Annotated in this window: 16 protein-coding genes; 15 read left to right on the top strand and 1 reads right to left on the bottom strand. The window is 46.0% G+C overall.

Going from position 1 to position 16,172, the window contains the following annotated elements; all coding sequences use genetic code 11:
- The first annotated feature begins 80 nt into the window (after positions 1-80).
- From spt to KOD92_RS04885, 15 genes are all read left to right on the top strand, one after another.
- Positions 81-1,292 carry a serine palmitoyltransferase gene (gene spt / locus KOD92_RS04955; RefSeq protein ID WP_215232384.1) on the top strand — a complete coding sequence of 404 codons (1,212 nt, stop codon included), beginning with the start codon at positions 81-83 and terminating at the stop codon, positions 1,290-1,292.
- Positions 1,289-2,410 carry a hypothetical protein gene (locus KOD92_RS04950; protein ID WP_215232383.1) on the top strand — a complete coding sequence of 374 codons (1,122 nt, stop codon included), beginning with the start codon at positions 1,289-1,291 and terminating at the stop codon, positions 2,408-2,410. The genes spt and KOD92_RS04950 overlap by 4 nt, the downstream gene beginning before the upstream one ends.
- Positions 2,407-3,432 (top strand): NAD-dependent epimerase/dehydratase family protein, encoded by a 1,026-nt coding sequence (locus tag KOD92_RS04945; protein WP_215232382.1) that lies wholly within the window; start codon positions 2,407-2,409, stop codon positions 3,430-3,432. Before KOD92_RS04950 ends, KOD92_RS04945 begins: the two co-directional genes overlap by 4 nt.
- Positions 3,433-3,543: 111 nt before the next feature.
- Positions 3,544-6,114, top strand: coding sequence for a DUF5686 and carboxypeptidase-like regulatory domain-containing protein (locus KOD92_RS04940; protein ID WP_215232381.1), 2,571 nt, complete (start codon positions 3,544-3,546; stop codon positions 6,112-6,114).
- A 25-nt stretch (positions 6,115-6,139) separates the two neighbouring features.
- On the top strand, positions 6,140-6,853 hold the full coding sequence (locus KOD92_RS04935; RefSeq protein WP_215232380.1) for a nucleotidyltransferase family protein: 714 nt from the start codon (positions 6,140-6,142) through the stop codon (positions 6,851-6,853).
- Positions 6,854-6,910: 57 nt separating this feature from the next.
- Positions 6,911-7,780, top strand: a complete 870-nt coding sequence (locus tag KOD92_RS04930; RefSeq protein ID WP_215232379.1) for a hypothetical protein — start codon at positions 6,911-6,913, stop codon at positions 7,778-7,780.
- On the top strand, positions 7,780-8,751 hold the full coding sequence (locus tag KOD92_RS04925; protein WP_215232378.1) for a CDP-alcohol phosphatidyltransferase family protein: 972 nt from the start codon (positions 7,780-7,782) through the stop codon (positions 8,749-8,751). Before KOD92_RS04930 ends, KOD92_RS04925 begins: the two co-directional genes overlap by 1 nt.
- Positions 8,732-9,748: a lysylphosphatidylglycerol synthase transmembrane domain-containing protein gene (locus KOD92_RS04920; protein ID WP_215232377.1), complete on the top strand. Its 1,017-nt coding sequence runs from the start codon at positions 8,732-8,734 to the stop codon at positions 9,746-9,748. Before KOD92_RS04925 ends, KOD92_RS04920 begins: the two co-directional genes overlap by 20 nt.
- Before the next feature lie 11 nt (positions 9,749-9,759).
- Positions 9,760-10,470, top strand: coding sequence for an HAD family hydrolase (locus KOD92_RS04915; protein ID WP_215232376.1), 711 nt, complete (start codon positions 9,760-9,762; stop codon positions 10,468-10,470).
- 44 nt (positions 10,471-10,514) lie between these two features.
- A complete protein-coding gene (locus KOD92_RS04910; RefSeq protein ID WP_215232375.1) occupies positions 10,515-11,432 on the top strand; it encodes a PfkB family carbohydrate kinase in 918 nt (305 codons plus the stop codon).
- 15 nt (positions 11,433-11,447) lie between these two features.
- Positions 11,448-12,020, top strand: coding sequence for a DUF4833 domain-containing protein (locus tag KOD92_RS04905; protein WP_215232374.1), 573 nt, complete (start codon positions 11,448-11,450; stop codon positions 12,018-12,020).
- Positions 12,021-12,173: 153 nt separating this feature from the next.
- A complete protein-coding gene (gene cmoA / locus KOD92_RS04900; RefSeq protein WP_215232373.1) occupies positions 12,174-12,926 on the top strand; it encodes a carboxy-S-adenosyl-L-methionine synthase CmoA in 753 nt (250 codons plus the stop codon).
- Positions 12,923-13,651, top strand: a complete 729-nt coding sequence (locus KOD92_RS04895; RefSeq protein WP_215232372.1) for a methyltransferase family protein — start codon at positions 12,923-12,925, stop codon at positions 13,649-13,651. The genes cmoA and KOD92_RS04895 overlap by 4 nt, the downstream gene beginning before the upstream one ends.
- 105 nt (positions 13,652-13,756) lie before the next feature.
- Positions 13,757-15,034 carry an NAD(P)/FAD-dependent oxidoreductase gene (locus KOD92_RS04890; protein WP_215232371.1) on the top strand — a complete coding sequence of 426 codons (1,278 nt, stop codon included), beginning with the start codon at positions 13,757-13,759 and terminating at the stop codon, positions 15,032-15,034.
- 32 nt (positions 15,035-15,066) lie between these two features.
- The gene (locus KOD92_RS04885) at positions 15,067-15,615 is read left to right on the top strand and encodes a general stress protein (RefSeq protein ID WP_215232370.1); all 549 of its coding nucleotides are present in this window, start codon (positions 15,067-15,069) and stop codon (positions 15,613-15,615) included.
- Position 15,616: 1 nt separating this feature from the next.
- Here KOD92_RS04885 and KOD92_RS04880 read toward each other — a convergent pair whose 3' ends face one another.
- Positions 15,617-16,141 carry a DUF4142 domain-containing protein gene (locus tag KOD92_RS04880; RefSeq protein WP_215232369.1) on the bottom strand — a complete coding sequence of 175 codons (525 nt, stop codon included), beginning with the start codon at positions 16,139-16,141 and terminating at the stop codon, positions 15,617-15,619.
- Positions 16,142-16,172: the final 31 nt, after the last annotated feature.

Genomic DNA, 16,172 nt, shown 5'->3' with positions numbered 1-16,172 from the left:
TTCAATTAACCCAGGCCACAGCCTGAAGCCTTCCGGCACCCTTGAAAGAAAGAAGCTGTTGATTCTGACATTAATTATTTATGGGTAAAAAACTAAATAAACGAATTGCCGAATTCAAAGACGCGGCAGCCATTAAGGCGAAAGGTCTTTATCCTTTTTTCCGACCAATTGAATCCGGACAGGATACAGAGGTAATCATCAACGGGAAATCGGTATTGATGTTCGGTTCCAATTCTTACCTCGGACTAACATCTCATCCCTACATTATCGAAGCTTCTCAAAAGGCTGCTCAGAAATACGGCACAGGCTGCGCAGGTTCGCGTTTCCTGAACGGAACGCTGGATATCCATGAAGAGCTGGAAAGGCGACTTGCCCTTTATACGGGTAAGGAAGGTGCGGTACTTTTCAGTACTGGCTACCAGGCTAATCTGGGTGCATTGTCTTGTCTTACAGGACGTAACGATTACCTGGTACTCGATGAAAGCGATCACGCATCGATCATCGACGGCAGCCGGCTTTCTTTCTCGAAAGTGATCAAGTATGCACACAATGACATGAACGACCTTCGCAAGAAGCTCAGCCTCCTGCCCGACGATGCCGACAAGCTGATCGCTACTGACGGGATTTTCAGCATGGAAGGAGATATTGTGAAGCTTCCCGAATTGAATAAGATCGCCGCTGAATTTGACGCAACCGTACTTGTTGACGATGCGCATAGTTTGGGTGTGATCGGTGAAAAAGGTGCAGGTACTGCTTCCTATTTTGGTCAGACAGATATTACTGATCTGGTAATGGGGACTTTCAGTAAATCGCTGGCTTCGCTGGGTGGATTTATTGCAGGTGACGCCGCTACGATCGATTATCTGAAACACCGCGCCCGCTCGCTGATGTTTAGCGCAAGTATGACGCCGGCCTCGGTAGGAAGTACATTGGCTGCGCTGGATATCATTGAGTCTGAACCGCATCACATGGAGCGACTTTGGGCTAATACCCGGTACGCCAAGGAGTTACTGTTGTTTAATGGTTTCGATCTGGGGCAAACAGAGAGTCCAATCCTGCCGCTTTATATCCGGGATAATGAAAAGACTTTCATCATGACAAAACGTTTGCAGGATGAAGGAGTATTTGTGAATCCTGTCGTTTCGCCTGGTGTACGTCCCGAGCATTCATTGATCCGCTTTTCATTGATGGCCACGCATACTTTCAGCCAGATCGAAGAAGCGGTTGACAAAATATCACGCATATATCGCGAAGTATGTCCGGAGCGTGTTATTGAAAGACAAAGACTATGAAGCGAATCGTCTATGTAAACTCTCCTTCGGAACTCAAAAAATTTATTGACTTCCCTCACGACCTCTATAAAAACGATAAAAATTACGTCCCTGAGCTATTTATAGCTCAGAAGGACATGCTGACTCCGGGCAAACACCCATTTTACGAACATTCACAGGTGCAGCCGATGCTCGCTTATGATGGAGACAAAATTGTGGGCCGGGTAGCAGCGATCTTAAATACGAACCACAATGCTTTTACCGAGCGCAACGATGGTTTTTTTGGCTTTTTTGATACAATTGAAGACCAGGAAACGGTTGATCTGCTAATTGGAGAAGCTACTAAATGGATAAAGGAAAAAGGCGCCGATACATTAAGAGGCCCGGTCAACTTGTCTACCAATGATACCTGCGGATTATTGATCGAAGGTTTTGATCGCCCGCCGGTTGCGATGATGCCTTATAATGCACCTTATTATCAGACTTTGCTTGAAAATAGCGGTTTGGTAAAAAATACGGACCTGTTTGCCTATGAAATTATTCAGGCTTCGGTGAATGAACGATCGGTGAAGCTGGTTGATGCGTTGGAAGCCAGGTTGCGGAGAAGCGGAGTGGTGATCCGTAAGATTAACCTTAAAAAATTCGACGAAGAAGTTGCCAAGATTCGCGAAGTATATAATTCTGCCTGGGACAAGAACTTGGGGTTCGTTCCCATGACGGAAAACGAATTTAATTATCTGGCAAAAGACCTTAAAATGGTACTCGACGCCGACTACTGTTTGGTGGCCGAGAAAGATAACAAGCTGGTTGGATTCATATTAGGTATTCCAGATATCAACCAGATCCTGATTAAGATAAAGAGAGGAAGATTACTGCCAACAGGGATTTTTAAATTATTACTTGGCAAGAAAAATATAAAGGGCCTCCGTGTGCTGACGCTCGGCGTAGTGGAGGATTTCAGGAAAATGGGCATTGAAGCTTGTCTTTACGGCCGCATTATCCAAAATGGAAGAGCGCGCGGAATCGTAAAAGCTGAATGCTCCTGGATGCTGGAAGATAATTTTTTGATCAACCACGCCATCGAGCAGATTAACGGAACGCTGTACAAAAAATACAGACTGTACGAAAAACCGATATGAAGGAGCGGGTATTCATAACAGGGGCGAGCGGATTTATCGGGTATCATCTGGTAAAACAGGCACTGGGCAAAGGCATGGAAGTACATGCGGCCGTGCGTCCCACCAGCGACCTGGAATTTCTGAAAAAGCTGGCAAAAGATCCTAAAACAGGACAGCCGGCAGCGCTTCAAATTGTGAATGCAGATTTCAGCTCCCGTGAAAAATTGAAGGATTTACTCGAAGCGGGAGGTTATACATACATTATCCACGCGGCGGGAGTTACGAAGGAGAAAACGGCGGCAGCTTATAATTTGGTCAATGCCGAGTATTCCCTCAACCTGGCGCAGGCTGCGATGTCAGCAGATATTCCGTTGAAAAGATTCGTTTTCCTGAGCAGTCTGGCCGCAATAGGGCCGATAAGTTACTCGGAGCAGCAGCCGATCACGGAAAGTACACTGCCCGGGCCAGTCACCGATTATGGAAAAAGCAAGCTGCTGGCTGAGCAATATCTGGAAGATGTCAGCGGATTGCCCCTTACGATAATAAGACCCACGGCGGTTTACGGACCCGGTGAAAAAGATCTTTTTGTGTTGTTCAAAACACTGTCCGGCGGGCTCGATGCGTACATTGGTACCAAGCCGCAGCGACTGAGTTTTGTGTACGTGAAAGACCTCGTCGCCGCTACCTTATCCGCACTCACTGAAAATAAGAAAGACGTAACAGTGTACAACATTTCAGATGGAAATGCTTACGACCGTTACGCACTGGCTGACAGGTTCAAAGAGATCAGCGGGAAAAACGTTTTTCGGACGCATCTGCCCATTATTCTGGTAAAATGGCTGGCAGGTCTGCTGGATATCATTTATTCCTTTTCCTCCAAAACACCTGTCTTAAACAGGGAGAAGCTAAAAGAGCTTACGGCTTCTAACTGGAACTGTAGTATAGACGCAGCCCGGAACAATCTGCATTACCAGCCGCAATATGACCTGCGACAAGGACTTGCGGAGACATTAAGCTGGTACAAAGAAAATAAGTGGCTTTAATTTTTGCTCCCGATTTAATCGGTTTTAAAATCTAATAATCGCAATTACTGACTGTAAGTCAGGTACTTGGGCGATTGTGATCGGGTAGCATTATGTATTTGATCCTTCAAAATGAAAACAATAATTAAGTCGGTATGGTTAAAAATCGCACTGTTGATCTGTATAGTACAGGTTATCTCAGGAGCGGCCATGGCGCAAAATACAACTACGATTAAAGGTACCGTTACCGACGCGAAGACAGGCGAGACCCTGCCTTTTGTGTCTGTGCTGATTCCCGGCACTACCATGGGGACTGCCTCAGATGTGGACGGGCGCTACGCACTTACTTTGCGGGAAGATCACGCGAAGATCAGATTTACTTATGTAGGTTATTTGAGTGTTGAAAAGCCAATTACGGCGGGAGTTTCGCAGGTTATCGATATCAAAATGTCGGTGGATGCGTCGATGCTGAAAGAGGTAACTGTAAAAGGACGAGGACGTTACCGCAATAAGGATAACCCGGCTGTGCAGCTGATCCGTGAAGTGATCGCACACAAGGATGAGAATAAAATGGCCGGTAATGCATTTGTTGAATATGAGCAATACGAAAAGATCTCGCTCGCATTGAGCAATCTTTCAGACGAGTTCAAGGACAAACGCATTTTCAAGAATTACCAGTTTCTGTTCAAAGCACAGGATTCTACCGCGATGGGCGGCAGGAATATGCTGCCGGCTTACATTCAGGAAAAGCTTTCACAGGTTTATTTTCGTAAAAATCCAAATACAAAGAAACAAATTGTACTTGCCAACCGTCGCGCTGAATTTGATTCTAAATTCATTGATAATGAGGGTTTAAGCTCTTATTTTAATAGGTTGTATGAAGATATCAATATCTACGACAACGACATTTCCATTGCTACCAACCTGCTACTGAGCCCGATCGCGAACACGGCGCCGACATTTTACAAGTTTTTTATCAGGGATACCATTAAAACCAATAATCCTTGGCTGATCGAGTTAGGTTTTGTTCCGAGAAATAAAACAGATATGCTTTTTGAAGGAAATCTGTTTGTGACGCTCGATGGAAAATACAGTGTGCAGAATGCTTATCTGACTGTTAATAAAGACATTAACCTCAACTTCATGCGCGACCTTGAAGCGAGCCTGGAATTTGAGAAAGGCGCCGACGAAAGATATCATCCTTCCAAAACCAGTCTGGCGATGGAGTTTGCATTGGGTGAAAAAAGCGCCGGACTATACGGTCAGCGGGTGGTTAATTTCAAGAATTACACCATCAATCAGCCCCGCCCCGATAGTATTTACAAAGGTCCGCACGAAGAAATCGCTTACAATCCTGAGGTCAAAGTCGGCGAATCGTTCTGGGGCAGCGCGCGGCATATTCCGCTCGACGCGATTGAACTCGACATTTACAGAAATATAGATACCCTGCAAACCATTCCGTCGTTCCGCCGGACCATGGATATTGCGACGCTTTTCCTGGCAGGCTATAAATCGTTCGGAAAAGTGGAGATAGGACCATTCAATACCTTTTACAGCTTCAATCCGGTCGAAGGTTTCAGATTGCGTTTCGGCGGCAGAACTACCCAGGAGCTGAGCAAACGCGTTTATTTTGAAACTTACGCGGCTTACGGTTTTAAGGATGAAAAGTGGAAATACTTCGTTGCAGGTACCTATTCGATCAACAATAAGTCGGTCTACCATTTTCCGTTCAATTACATCCGGGCGAGCTACCAGCGCGATACCAAGATTCCGGGCCAGGAATTGCAGTTCGTGCAGGAAGATAACCTGTTGCTTTCATTCAAGCGCGGCGATAATAACCGCTGGCTGTACAATGACATTTACAAACTGGAATATGTCCGGGAGTTTGATAACCATTTGTCTTACAAGCTCGGTTTCACGCAATGGAGCCAGCGCGCGGCGGGGATATTACGCTACGAAAGCCTGGACAGCGACGGAACATTACAGGATCGTGGCTTGCTGAACAATACCGAGGCGAATTTCGAATTGCGGTACGCGCCCCACGAGCAGTTTTATCAGGGAAAATTATACCGTACCCCGATCATCAATCGCTACCCGGTATTCACAGCCCGCTACAATGCAGGTATAAAAGGCGTTTTCGCCGGTCAGAACCGTTATCATAATATTTCCGGGAATGTGGCGAAAAGGGTATACCTGTCGCAATTCGGATATGCCGACGTAACGGCAGAGGGTGGTTATATTTTTGGTAAAAATGTGCTGTTCCCGCTGCTGACGATCCACCGCGCCAACCAATCTTACGCCTACCAGCTGAATTCGTTTAACCTGATGAACTTCCTCGAATTTGTCAGCGACCATTACGCAAGTCTGGATGTGCAATACTATCTGAATGGATTTGTATTCAATAAAATACCACTTCTCAAAAAGCTGAAATTGCGTGAAGTTGTGAGTTTTAAAGGTTTAATGGGTGGTTTGAGGGACGAGAATAATCCTGCATTGAACCCGTCGCTCTACCGTTTCCCGACAGACGAGCAGGGTAAGCCGATCAGCTACACTTTATCCCGCGCGCCTTACATTGAAGGTAGCATCGGGGTTGCGAATATATTCAAGCTGCTGCGTGTGGACCTGGTCAAAAGGTTTACTTACCTCGACAATCCAACCGTTTCGGAATGGGGCGTGCGGGCGAGGTTCAAGCTTGATTTTTAATTTATAAAAGTAAAAGACACCAATTATGAAATATGCGATCATAGCAGCAGGAGAGGGTTCACGCCTGGCAAAGGAAGGTTTTCAGCTTCCCAAGCCGATGGTAACCTTGTCCGGGGAAATGATGATCGACAGGCTGATCGGTATTTTTATGCGGAATCGGGCGGAGCGGATTTTGATCATTATCAATGAAAACTCACCTGAACTGGAAGCGCATTTGAATGCATTGAGTAGTACATTACCACTTGATATCCTGATCAAATCCACGCCCAGCTCGCTGCACAGCGCATTTGAACTTTTGGACCAATATCCTGAAACAGAAGCAGTTTGCCTCACTACGACAGATACGGTTTTTAAAGAAGAAGAATTCGGTGCATTTATTGATGCATTTGAAAATAACCCCCAACTGGAAGGACAAATGGCGGTAACGGCCTTCGTCGACGATGAAAGTCCGCTGTACATCAGTGCCGACCAGGAAGGTAAGATCACTGCATTTACAGATTCGAGAGAACCGGAAACGCAATTTGTTTCGGGTGGAATTTACTGTTTGCGTCAAAAAGCGATCAATACGCTGGCGAAATCTGTGAATAGCGGCACTTCGCGCATGCGGAATTTCCAGCGTGAGTTGCTGCTCGAGGGAATTGAATTACAAGCTTATCCATTTTCCAAGATTGTGGATGTTGACCATATCAGCGATATACAAACGGCTGAAATGTTTTTGAATCAGGAAAACCTGGTCTAAAAACGCATTACAATCTGACACCAATTAATTAAAGACCGGGGCGTTTTCCGGCAGCGTATGAATGAATTTGAAATACTCGGTGTACACCGTAACAAAAAGTTTTCACCGAACCACATTGGTAACGACGACGCGATTTTTTCGTTAACGGCCAAAGCACTTGAAAAGCTGGGCTGCCGCGTCACGATCTGCTGCGAGGACGATTTTCTGGCGATGGAGCAGGTTCCGCAGTCGAAGATATTTACAATGGCAAGACAAAAAACGGTGGTTGCCAAACTTCAAAAATTGGAAAGTGAGGGTATTCAGGTAGTCAATTCAGCATTTGGAATAGAAAAATGCTTCCGGACCAACCTGACCAATGCATTGAATGAAAACAACATTCCGGTCGCAGAAAGTCACATAGTACCGACTGATTATCAGGAAGAGACGGTTTTCGATACCATCAAAGGCAAAGGTTACTGGATCAAGCGCGGCGACTTTCACGCGATACATAAGGAAGACGTTTCGTTTGCGGCATCGAGAGAAGAAGCCAAAAGTATTTTGCGTGAATATGCATTGCGGGATATCCCCGACGCAGTTATTTCCGAGCATTTGGTAGGTGATCTGGTCAAATTTTACGGCGTGCGCGGGACTGACTTTTTCTTCTGGTTTTATCCTTACGACAACAATCATCACAAATACACGCAGTACCAGGAAATAAACGGCAGCTCGGCTTACTATGCTTTTGACGCAAACAACCTGCAACAGGTATCGAACGAAGCAGCTTTGGCTGTCGGGATCGATATTTATGGAGGAGACGCGATCGTCGGGAAAGACGGCAGTTTCCGCATTATCGACCTGAACGACTGGCCCAGCTTTGCACCCTGCCGCGACGAAGCAGCCGGGCACATTGCCGGACGGATTTTTGAAGTATTTACAAACAATAATTAATGGCTACCACCACTACCGAAAAATCTGAATTGAAGTCAGAAGCCAGCGATTCTGCCTTTCAAAACTCACTGAAATCCCGCGATACCGAGGAGCAGATCGATATTTGGTTTTACCGGCCAATCGGCTATCAGATCGCATTGTTTTGTGCCAAAGTCGGCATTCGGCCCAATCCGGTCACGATCGTCAGTATTTTCTTCGGCGTGGGCGCGGGTATCCTGTTCTATTCCCAGGAGCTTTGGGTCAATGTGATCGGAATGCTTTCGCTTGTTTTCGCTAATTCCCTCGATAGCGCCGACGGACAGCTGGCCAGGATGACAAATGATAAAAGCCGGCTCGGGCGTATTCTCGACGGAGCTGCGGGCGATTTCTGGTTCATCGCGATCCACGTTGCATTGTGCCTCCGCGGTATGAACGAAGGCTGGACAGCCTGGATCTGGGTTTGGGGAGTTTTAGCGGGCGCGTCGCACGTGGTACAGTCTGCGATGGCGGACTATTACCGGAATGTGCATTTATTTTTTATCAAAGGAACATCGGGCAGCGAGCTGGATAACAGCCGTGAGCTGCAAGCTGAGTACGATCGCCTGAGCTGGACTTCCAATTTAGGAATGAAATTCGTGGCGCGTTTTTACCTGAATTATACCAAAATGCAGGAGCAGTTTTCTCCAAATCTGCAAAAGCTGCTCTGGCTCGTTCGCGATAGGTTCAGAAATGGTTTACCTGAAAAGCTCGTAACAGATTTCAGGGCGCAAAACCGGCCTTTAATGAAATATACCAATATTGTACAGTTCAATACGCGCGTGCTGTTCCTGTTCCTCTGGCTGTTCATCGACCAGTCGTGGATCTACTTTTTCTTCGACATATTCATCTTGAACCCGATTCTTATTTATATGGTCAATGGGCAGGAAAAGGTGAGCAAGCATTTTCATCAGGAGCTTATCAGCGGGAAAAATAATGAATACCAAAGCATATAAGGCACTTTTTCTGGCAATCGGCGTCGCGTCACTGGGCTATATGATCTATGGCACAGGCGTCACCGTGATCTGGGAAAATATCCAGCTGACTGGTATCTGGTTTGTGCCCGTAATAGGTAGCTGGCTGCTGATTTACATATTAAACGCATTCGCATTCCGCGCGATCATCCGCGAACCGCAGTTGCCCGAAACCAACCTTTCATTCTGGTCGGTATTGCGGCTTACTATTTCCGGTTACGCGATCAATTACATTACCCCATTTGTCGCATTAGGCGGGGAACCTTACCGGATCCTGGAATTGAAACCGGCGCTGGGAATGAAGAAAGCGACTTCCTCGGTATTGCTTTACAGTTTGATGCACATGTTTTCGCACGTGCTTTTCTGGCTCGCGAGTATTGTGCTGATCGTGGCGGTCGTTCCTTTGAGCGACGTAATGCTTGCAGGTTGCGGTATTCTGCTGGTAGTCGGTCTGATATTAGGATATTGGTTTATCAATGTGTACAAAAAAGGCTTGATCGTAAGCTCGTTCCGTGTGCTCGAAAAGCTGCCTTTTGTTGGAAAAAAAGCAAAAGAGTTTGCGCTCAAAAACGGTGAAAATCTGTACGAGGTCGACGATCAGATCCGTATACTTTACGCCCAGCGGCGCGACGTTTTTTACGCCTCCCTATTCTATGAATTTGTAGCAAGAGTAATAGGTTGTCTCGAAATATTCTTCACAGCTCACGCGATCGGCATGGAAATGAGCCTTTCACAGTCGCTGATCGTGAGTTCAGGTTCATCGCTTTTTGCCAATCTGATATTCTTTTTCCCCATGCAGCTCGGCACGCGCGAAGGCGGTTTGATACTCGCATTGCGCAGCGTTGGAATCGCCTCCGCACCCGGACTTTTCATCGGTATCGTGATGAGAATCAGGGAAATAGTTTGGATCATGATCGGTCTGGCGCTGGTGAGTGGTAAGAAGAAGACAGAAAAGGAAATCCTGGTTGTAAGTGAGTGAAAAAATATAATATGATTAAAGGAATTCTATTTGATTACGGCGGTACGATTGATACCAATGGTTTGCATTGGGCGCATGTTTTGTGGGAAGCGTACCAGCGGAATAATGTGAATGTTGATAAAAAGGCATTTAGCGAAGCTTATAAGTATGGTGAAAGGGCGCTGGCGATCAAGCCGCTGGTTCAGCCGCACCACGTTTTTTACGACGTACTGTTTCTTAAACTGACTGAACAATTCAGCTTTTTGAAGGAAAACGGACATTCGGTCGACGATGCAGCAATTGAAGCTATTGCGAGAGAATGCAATCAATTCGCACACACTACGGTAACGAATGCAAAACAGGTACTCGAAGCGCTGGCAAAGCAGTACCCGCTGGTGATGGTTTCCAATTTTTACGGAAATATCAATAATATCCTGGCTGATTTCGGTATCGCCGGTTGTTTTCAGGATGTGATCGAATCTGCTGTTGTGGGTGTCAGAAAGCCTGATCCGCAGATCTATCAGCTGGGCATAGATTCACTTGGTTTTGAGCCGGAGGAATGCGTGGTGGTAGGAGATTCATTTTCAAAAGATATTCAACCGGCTCGGCAACTCGGCTGCCAGGCGATCTGGTTGAATGTGGAAGGCTGGGAGGAAAACGGCGAAAAGCAGGCGACGCCCGAAGGTGTTACTGAGATCACCGATTTTGCACGCATCACGGAAGTTTTAAAGAGTTTGGGTTAGTTGTAAAACTTTTGTCAGGCACGAAAGCGACCTGGTGAAATTAAATGAAAATTATCATGTACGACATTTGTACGATCGGCCACATTACACTCGATAAGGTAGTTACGACCCAGTCTGTCAACTATATGCCGGGGGGAACTTCGTTCTACTTTTCGAAAGCATTGCGGCAATTTGATATCAATTATATGCTGGTAACCGCGCTGGCGGAGCAAGAAAACCATATTCTGGCAGCATTGCGCGAAGAGCAGATCGAGATCTTTTCTCAGCCAAGTCCATATACAGTCTATTTCGAAAATATTTACAGCGCCAACCAGGATCACCGTGAGCAGAATGTGTTGCACAAAGCGGCTCCGTTCACAGTTGCGCAAATGCCTGATATCCAGTCCCGCATTTTCCACCTCGGCCCGCTGCTTTCCGATGATATTCAGTTAGATCTGTTGAAAAGCCTGGCTTCGAAAGGGGAGGTTTCACTCGATATTCAGGGTTATTTAAGGTACGTAAAAGACAAAAAAGTTTACTATACCGACTGGGCGGATAAAAAGGAAGCTTTACCATTTGTCTCCATTCTGAAAGCAAACGAATTTGAAATGGAAGTGGTGACCGGAACGAGCGACGTGCGTGAAGGCGCACGGATATTAGCGGAAATGGGCGTAAAAGAAGTGATCATCACCCTGGGAAGCAAAGGTTCGCTGGTTTACAAAGACGATCATTTTTACCAGATCCCGGCTTATACACCTACTGCTGTCATAGATGCGACCGGCTGCGGCGACACTTATATGGCAGGATATTTGAGTAAGAAAGTAAGAGGAGCGGATGTGCAGGAGGCCGGGGAGTTCGGAGCCGCCATGGCAACCTTAAAAATTCAGTCTTCCGGACCGTTTTCGGGAAACCAGGAAGCTGTTAATCATGTTGTTCTTCATGGTGAATGTGATCGCGAACTGATCGCCCAGGCCATTTATTGAAACAAATACTCAACAATGAAATACGTGATGAAACTGTTGATGGCCTTCGGCCTGATACTGGCTTCGTATTCAGGGACATATTCACTAGCTGAAAATCCAAATGGTAAGTTTGCCGATCCCGACGAATTTCCTGTTCCGAAAAATGTCCCGGGCCTGCTGTTCTACATTCAGCGCGACCCGAATGAAAATACGATCTGCTACCAGCTTAATGTTGACGGACAGGGAAAGTTAAGCGCGAAAGATCCTGTCAATATGTTCTGGATCCGTTATACCGACGGCGGGATCCGCAAGGAGCTCAATTACATTCAGAAAAAGTTTGCTTACGGTATTAATGTAAAGGAAAAAGGCAATTCTTCTTACGAGCTGAGGTCGGTCGCCTACAATAAGCTTCCATTATCCCTGCGGAAAGATACGCGCAATGAATACCACGTTTACACGAGTATCAACAAAAAAGAATGCATTCTGAGCAGGGTTTTTATCCGTATTGACGGAGGTACATTCTGGTCACCCAACGTGGTTTACATTGAGCTGAAAGGGACTGAAATCGCGACGGGGAGAACAATCACGCAGCGAATTAAACCATCCTGAAAGGGTTGAGTGCCAATTTCTCCTGCAAGTTTGCAACATGAATATGCACTTGCTAGTAAAGTTTATGGAGTAAGTTTCGATATTTGGGTTAGATTTTTATTAAAAATTCTATTGCCTGAATTAATCTGAACGTAATCTTAACCTTACTGACAAATGGATAATATTGGAAATACCGATCAGGATCAGGTCTTTAAAGATGAAATAACCAAAGCTTCCGATTTCAAATTCGGGACTACGGTTGTGAAAGTCTTTGACGACATGGTCAGCAGATCGGTACCTTTTTACAACGAAACTCAGCGCATGCTCGCAGAAATTGCGGCTGATCACGTCAAAGAAGGTTCGCATCTGTACGATCTGGGATGCTCTACCGGTACCACACTGATTGAAGTAGACAAATTAATCCCCTCTGATATAAAATTCATCGGCATTGACGAATCTCCGGAAATGCTCGAAAAGTGCGACCTGAAATTCAAGGAAGCAGGTTTTGTGCGTCCCTACGACCTGCGCTCGGCCGATTTGCAGCAGGAAGATCTTCCCATTTCAAATGCATCAGTCGTAATACTTTGCCTCACTATGCAGTTTGTCCGCCCGCTGTATCGCGAGCGGCTTTTGCGTAATATTTATGAAGGTTTGAACCCGGGCGGTGTCTTGTTACTGGTGGAAAAAGTACTTTCCGAAAGCTCGGTATTCAACCGAGACTTCATCAAATATTACTATAATTATAAAAGGCGAAACCATTACAGCGAGCTCGAAATTTCTCAGAAAAGAGAAGCACTCGAAAACGTTTTGATCCCGTATAAGTTATCTGAAAACATGCTCCTGTTGAAGGAGGCCGGTTTCGCGGATTGCGAAATATTCTTTAAGTGGTACAATTTTTCAGGAATGATAGCTTATAAAAAATCATGATCGCAATCGGGAATTTCTTTTTTAAATACAGGAATAATCTTTTTATTTTCCTTTACCTCTTACTTTTCGTTCCCTCTCCGATGCTTTTCAAGCCGGAGCATTTCGGGGAAAAATACTATCTCTATCCAATCATTCTAGGGTTACTTGTGACCTTTGCCGGAGAAATTATCCGTGGTATTACGATTGGTCTCGCCTATATTATCCGTGGTGGAAAAGACAAAAAAGTGTATGCTGAAAAACTTGTCACGGAGGGTATATTCAACCACTGCCGCAATCCATTGTATGTGGGCAATATTCTGATGCTGCTCGGCGTAGGTATACTTTCCAATTCGTTGTTTTACGTTGGGGTGGTGATGCCGCTGTTTCTCTTTATCTATCAGGCGATCGTGCTGGCCGAGGAGAATTTTCTGAGAAACAAGTTCGGCGCGCAGTTTGATGCATATTGCAGTCGGGTGAATCGCTGGCTCATCAATTTCAGGGGCATTTCAAATGCTTTCGACGGCATGCAGTTCAACTATAAAAGGTGGGTACTGAAAGAGTACAATACCCTGCTGGTGTGGCTGCTCGGGATTTTCGCGATCCTTATTTTCAAATACCCCCAACTGATTCCAAATCCTGATTCGCGCGTGCCGGCTTTCATCGTTGTCGTGGTGATTCTCGGCGCAATCTACGGTTACATTCGTTACCTCAAAAAATCCGGCAAAATGACAGATTCTGTCGCATAATCGGGGTAAAGTACGTGTTGGCATGCTATTTGGCATAGTTAATGTACGAAGCTCTCCTAAACCTGAATTATTAAAATCATAACCCCCGATCTAATAGAAGGACGTATGAGAATTGTAATCATAGGAGGAGGATTCGCAGGTGTTAACCTGGCGCTTGACCTTGCCAAAGACAGAAATTTTGATGTTACCCTGGTGGATAAGAACAACTACAACTTCTTTCCGCCATTGATATATCAGGTTGCCACGGCCTTCTTGGAGCCTTCCAGTATCAGCTATCCGTTTCGCAAATTATTTTCAGGAAAAAATAACCTGCATTTCAGGCTGGGCGAGCTGTTGAAAGTAGTACCTGAGGCCAACAAGGTTGTGCTTTCAAATGGTGAGTTGGAATACGATCAGCTTGTTTTCGCGACCGGGGCGGAGAGTAATTTCTTTGGGATGGAAAATGTAAAACGCAATTCCACGCCAATGAAAACCCTCGAAGATGCGATCGGAATGCGGAATAAGATGTTGCTGCAAATGGAAAAGGCTACCATCTGCGAGGATCCTGCTGAGGTTAAAAAGCTGCTTACCGTCGTAATTGCGGGCGGCGGACCCACTGGTGTTGAGATCTCCGGAATGTTTGCCGAAATGCGGAATGGCATCTTGCGGAAAGAATATCCGCAGCTGGCAGGTAAAGGAAGCGAAATCTATCTGGTCGACGGGGGAGATTCGCTGCTGTCGCCGATGAGTGTCGCTTCACAAAAGGATACCTACGAGGCTTTGACCAAACTGGGTGTGAAAATCATGCTCAATACCCACGTGGTCGACTTCACCGATGATAAGGTTTTCTTTACCGAAGGTGATTATATTGATACAAAAACACTGATCTGGGCTGCCGGCGTAACCGGAATTGTATTTGAAGGCATTCCGCCGGAAGCTTACGGCCGCGGACGCAGAATGCTGGTGAATGCGTATAATCTCGTGAACAGCACCCATAATATCTACGCAATAGGGGATGCCTGTCTTCAACTGACTGACGCGAATTTTCCGCAGGGGCATCCGCAGGTTGCACAGGTGGCAATTCAGCAGGGAAAAACACTGGCCCGCAATTTCAAAGCGCAGGTCAAAAACGAGCCGCTCAAAGCATTTGCATATCACGACAAAGGTTCAATGGCAATCATCGGCCGCGCCAAAGCGGTTGTGGATATGCCTTCTCCAAAACTCCATTTCAAAGGTGTGATCGCCTGGCTAGCCTGGTTATTCATTCACCTTATCTCGCTCATCAATCACAGAAACAGAATGAAAACCCTGTATAACTGGATGGTAGCTTATTTTACCAAAGACCAGTCGCTGCGGATGATCATCAAACCTTCGGAAAAGGAAGAAAATGTCGAATCGTATTAAATAACCGGCCGTAAGGCATTTTAAAAACTGTCATGGAATCTTCAAGCTACGCATACGATTCGCCGGGAATGGTGTCGGCAGTGTTCCTTACCCGGGATGATGCGGATAAGGCATACAAAGCACTTTTGAAGAAGGGCTATTCTGAGGATGAAATTTCGGTGCTGATGTCCGATGAAACTTTGAATAAGCACCTTAGTGATACAAACGAGCATTCCGAACCTGAATCTACACCCCCGACAGAAGAGGATCGAGGTAAGACGATCGGCGGTACAACCGGCGCATTAACTGGCTTATTCGTTTCGCTTGGCCTCGTTGCTGTGCCCGGGCTTGGGATTTCGATTGCGGGTCCGGTGATGGCGGGTATTGCCGGCGCATTGACAGGCCGCACGCTGGGCGGGATCATCGGTTCGAAAATCCCGGCCACGCATTCAGATACTTACGAAGAGGGCGTGAAGGAAGGAGGCATTATTATCAGCGTAGACCCAAAAAACCGGGCTGAAAGTGATGAGATCATTCAAAAATTTCAGCAATACAATGGCCGCGATATTCTGACCAATGACGGTTACTCGCCTCTGAATTGATTTACTGTAAGGTATCATTCAATACTTTCGCCTGTTCCAGATATTGCCGCAAAGTGGGAAGTTTCTTTTCGATCCAGGTCCTCAATTGTGCATCCGTTACCATTTCTCTCTGAGTTTCAAAATAGGTAATAGTATTGGAATGGGCAACGAGCATTGCAGCTGCGTACACGGTATCGAGTTCCATTCCCTTTCTTCCCGAGAGCGTATCAAGCGTCTGTTGCCGGGTATCCGATAAGGTTGTTCGCACGTTCAGATTTTTGGAAGCAGCATAATCTTGCAATTCCCGGTTTGAAGCGGTGTATCCATCGATCATCAGCTGTCCAAAGTCTGCATACCTTTTCGACGCACCATTATTCAGTGCAACCTGCCCCGCGCTGATCTGGAAAAGTCCCTCGTCCGCTGCATTCATTACAAACTCACGATCCGCCTCCGCGACCACGCTGTTGGTATCTCCTTTATCGTCATCACAAGAAGCAATTGTGAAAAGGGCAAGAATCCAAAAAATCTGATAAAATGATCTGTTCATAATTAGGGCGGCTGGTTTACAGGGAGCTTTC

Origin of the sequence: Dyadobacter linearis, from assembly GCF_907165045.1 — a bacterium.
Lineage (GTDB): Bacteria > Bacteroidota > Bacteroidia > Cytophagales > Spirosomataceae > Dyadobacter > Dyadobacter linearis.
The sequence above is the reverse complement of the archived record's forward strand: the minus strand, read 5'-3'. Positions and strand labels throughout refer to the sequence as shown.

Coding starts and splice junctions, on each gene's coding strand:
- spt (WP_215232384.1), top strand. CDS start 81: ATGGGTAAAAAACTAAATAAACGAATTGCCGAATTCAAAGACGCGGCA.
- KOD92_RS04950 (WP_215232383.1), top strand. CDS start 1,289: ATGAAGCGAATCGTCTATGTAAACTCTCCTTCGGAACTCAAAAAATTT.
- KOD92_RS04945 (WP_215232382.1), top strand. CDS start 2,407: ATGAAGGAGCGGGTATTCATAACAGGGGCGAGCGGATTTATCGGGTAT.
- KOD92_RS04940 (WP_215232381.1), top strand. CDS start 3,544: ATGAAAACAATAATTAAGTCGGTATGGTTAAAAATCGCACTGTTGATC.
- KOD92_RS04935 (WP_215232380.1), top strand. CDS start 6,140: ATGAAATATGCGATCATAGCAGCAGGAGAGGGTTCACGCCTGGCAAAG.
- KOD92_RS04930 (WP_215232379.1), top strand. CDS start 6,911: ATGAATGAATTTGAAATACTCGGTGTACACCGTAACAAAAAGTTTTCA.
- KOD92_RS04925 (WP_215232378.1), top strand. CDS start 7,780: ATGGCTACCACCACTACCGAAAAATCTGAATTGAAGTCAGAAGCCAGC.
- KOD92_RS04920 (WP_215232377.1), top strand. CDS start 8,732: ATGAATACCAAAGCATATAAGGCACTTTTTCTGGCAATCGGCGTCGCG.
- KOD92_RS04915 (WP_215232376.1), top strand. CDS start 9,760: ATGATTAAAGGAATTCTATTTGATTACGGCGGTACGATTGATACCAAT.
- KOD92_RS04910 (WP_215232375.1), top strand. CDS start 10,515: ATGAAAATTATCATGTACGACATTTGTACGATCGGCCACATTACACTC.
- KOD92_RS04905 (WP_215232374.1), top strand. CDS start 11,448: ATGAAATACGTGATGAAACTGTTGATGGCCTTCGGCCTGATACTGGCT.
- cmoA (WP_215232373.1), top strand. CDS start 12,174: ATGGATAATATTGGAAATACCGATCAGGATCAGGTCTTTAAAGATGAA.
- KOD92_RS04895 (WP_215232372.1), top strand. CDS start 12,923: ATGATCGCAATCGGGAATTTCTTTTTTAAATACAGGAATAATCTTTTT.
- KOD92_RS04890 (WP_215232371.1), top strand. CDS start 13,757: ATGAGAATTGTAATCATAGGAGGAGGATTCGCAGGTGTTAACCTGGCG.
- KOD92_RS04885 (WP_215232370.1), top strand. CDS start 15,067: ATGGAATCTTCAAGCTACGCATACGATTCGCCGGGAATGGTGTCGGCA.
- KOD92_RS04880 (WP_215232369.1), bottom strand. CDS start 16,141: ATGAACAGATCATTTTATCAGATTTTTTGGATTCTTGCCCTTTTCACA.